Source organism: Streptomyces sp. NPDC007162 (genome assembly GCF_040634175.1).
In the GTDB taxonomy this organism is placed as follows: Bacteria; Actinomycetota; Actinomycetes; order Streptomycetales; family Streptomycetaceae; genus Streptomyces.
This window is the reverse complement of record NZ_JBEYFC010000824.1, coordinates 1-2,699: the sequence shown is the minus strand read 5'-3', so window position 1 is coordinate 2,699 and position 2,699 is coordinate 1. Positions and strand designations below refer to the sequence as shown.

General features: G+C 70.1%; 2 protein-coding genes. One reads left to right on the top strand and one right to left on the bottom strand.

Going from position 1 to position 2,699, the window contains the following annotated elements; translation table 11 throughout:
* Positions 1 to 1,273: FUSC family protein (locus ABZ646_RS44485; RefSeq protein WP_360532889.1), on the top strand; the 1,273-nt coding region annotated here is incomplete at its 5' end.
* Positions 1,274 to 1,298: 25 nt separating this feature from the next.
* On the opposite strand, the gene ABZ646_RS44480 is transcribed toward ABZ646_RS44485, so the two are convergent.
* Positions 1,299 to 2,618, bottom strand: a complete 1,320-nt coding sequence (locus ABZ646_RS44480) for an aldehyde dehydrogenase family protein (RefSeq protein WP_360532886.1) — start codon at positions 2,616 to 2,618, stop codon at positions 1,299 to 1,301.
* Positions 2,619 to 2,699: the final 81 nt, after the last annotated feature.

Genomic DNA, 2,699 nt, shown 5'->3' with positions numbered 1-2,699 from the left:
GCGGCATCACTCGACCGCTCTGTTCCTGCCGCAGACTCCCGCTCAGGTACCTGGCCATGTCGGGCTGGCCCTGCTGGGGGGTGTCTGGGCCTGGCTGGTCTGCATGGCGCCCGGCCTGCTGCGCCCCCACGGACCCGAGCGTCGCGCCACTGCCCACGCCCTAGACACGGTCGCCGGGTACGTCGCCGTGAGCGGGACGGCCGAGGTCCGGGTCAAAGCCCGCGCTGCCGCTGCTGCGGCTGTGCATGCCGCCTGGCAGTGCATGCCGGCCGCCGGCGCCCGAGGCGACCTCACACGCCGCTCCCTCAGACGGCTCGTCGCCTGCGCCGAGGTCGCCGTCACCGTCCCTGGAGATGCCGACCCGGAGCGTCTGCAGGCGTGGGCGCGCAACCTGCGCGCCTCGGGCCCGGTCCCGGACGTCTGCCTCCCGGTGCCGGACGGCGAGGAACTCCTCGACGTGAACGCCGAGACGACCGCGTCGCCCCGGGCGGCGTGGTGGAGCCGGCACAATCTGCTCGCCCCCCTCGCGGTGCGCACCGGAATCGGCTGCGCGCTTGCCGGATACGCCTCCCTCGCCCTCGGGATCGGGCGCCCGTACTGGGCCCTGGTCACCGCCGCCTCCTTGTACCAGGCCAACCTCACACTCACTCGGCGACGAGCAGCTGAGCGGGTCGTCGGCAATCTCATCGGCGTCCTCGCCTTCGCCGCTGTCGTTCCAGTCGCTCATCTGCATCCGGCGGCCCTCGTGCTGTGTTTCCTCGCCTTCTGCTTCGCCGCGGCGGCACTGATCGGCCCCAACTACTGGCTCCATACCGTCTGCGTCACCCCGATGGCCCTGCTCATCACCGAGTTCGCCCGGGTGCAGGACTCCGTCCAGTTGATCACCGGACGGATCGCCGACACTCTCGTCGGCACGCTCGTCGGCTTCGCAGCAGCCCTGGCAGTCACCAACCGGCGCGCAGGGGAACGCCTCGAGCACGCGCTCACCGCCGTTGAGGACGCCCATGCGCACACGGCGGCTCTCCTTGCCGAGCCGGATCCCGTGCCCGGCGCGCTGAACGCCGCCCGACGTCGCCTCGGCGCCGCGTTGGTCGAACTGCGCGCCTCGGCCGACACCGCAGCCGGCGAGTGGTGGCAGCACGCCCTGCCCAGCGGCAGAGTCGTGCACGCCGAGCAGTCCGGACACCTGATGCTGACGGAGGCGGTACGACGTCAGAGGCCGGCCTCCCTGGGCCAGGACGCGGGCACCACAGGACAGGACGCCCGAGCATGACCGGGACGACAAACCCGACGGACCCTCAGAGCCTGTCACCCACCGGGCGGCCAGCATTCCGGCAGCCGGGGTTCTGGCCGAGATTCTTTGAACTGGGCACGACCACGTACTGCCGCAGGTACAGGTCGCGGAAGCTCACCGGCCCACGTGGACCGGGAACCCGGTCGATGTTGATACCGGTCTCCGGCAGTCGCAGCAGCTTGAAGCCGTCGAGAAGTCGCGTGGGGGAATTCCAGAAGACCCCGGAGCCGCCGTACGCATCAATGAACCGGGTAGCGGCAGCCGGGTCGTCGGTCGCGATGGCGGCGGCCAGCCCGGACGTCTCCTCGTTCGCGATCCGCGCCGCGTCCGACGGACCGTCGGCGGCATCGATCGTCACGGTTGCCGCACGCTCCGCGTCGAGTGCCCACTCGAACCCGCGCGGATGGGTGTGCGGTGGAAGAGATGCGGTGATGCCCAGACGGTGCAGGAGCTGAAGAATGCCGGGCAGCCGCTCTTCGTACACAGGCCGGTCGATGAGCAGCAGATTGAGCCGGTTGCACACGCCCAGGCGGTCGAGGCTGTCGGTGATCAGCCGGTGCGCTGTTGTGTCGGTGGCTGCCGAGTCCACGTACAGGACTCCGCCGCCGTCGGCATGGGCCAGGGTCCGCACACCGTGACGTGCGCCTTCCTGGCCGAGGTCGCGGGTGCTGTCGCCGCTCCCGCGAAGGATGACCAGCGGGATCAGTTCGGGCAGGGCCACCAGCGCGTAGGCCGCAGAGCGGTCTTCGCTGGGCACCAGTTGGATGGCGTCCGGATCCAGCCCCGTCTCGGCGAGCGCCGGCGCGATGACTTGATCCACCAAGGCCCGGGACGAGCCGAGCGCCGCCGATCCGGTGCGCAGCACACCCGCGTTGCGCGACTTGAGGAACTGGGACGCGATGTCGAGCGTGACGTTCGGACGAGCCTCGAAGTTGGCGCCGATGGCCCCGACCGGACGCCTGCGTTCCAACAGGGTGAGGCCGTCCGGGCGCACCTCGACGACCCTGTCCCTCGGCTCATGCTCGGTATCCGCCAGCGTGCGCAGCTCCGCCGCCATGGCCTCCAACCGCGTCGAGCTCAGTCGCAGGCGATCCTGCAGCGCGGGCGACATGCCCGCGGAGACAGCAGCCGCGAGGTCCTTCTCGTTGGCGGCCATGAGAGCCGACTGCACCGATCCCAGACGCTCCGCCATGCCGCGCAGCGCCTGGTCGATCTCGGCGTCCGAGGCACTGATGAGAGCGGTGCCACCTTGCTTGGCTCGGATGGCACAAGCGCGCACGACATCCGAGGAGGCGGGTGCTCGGTGGTCCTCGTCGCTTGTCACGGGCTTCCTCTCACTGTCCGAATGCCACAGCAACCTAGAAGCAGGATCGTAGCATCGTTCAACAATCTTGTTCGGCGTCTA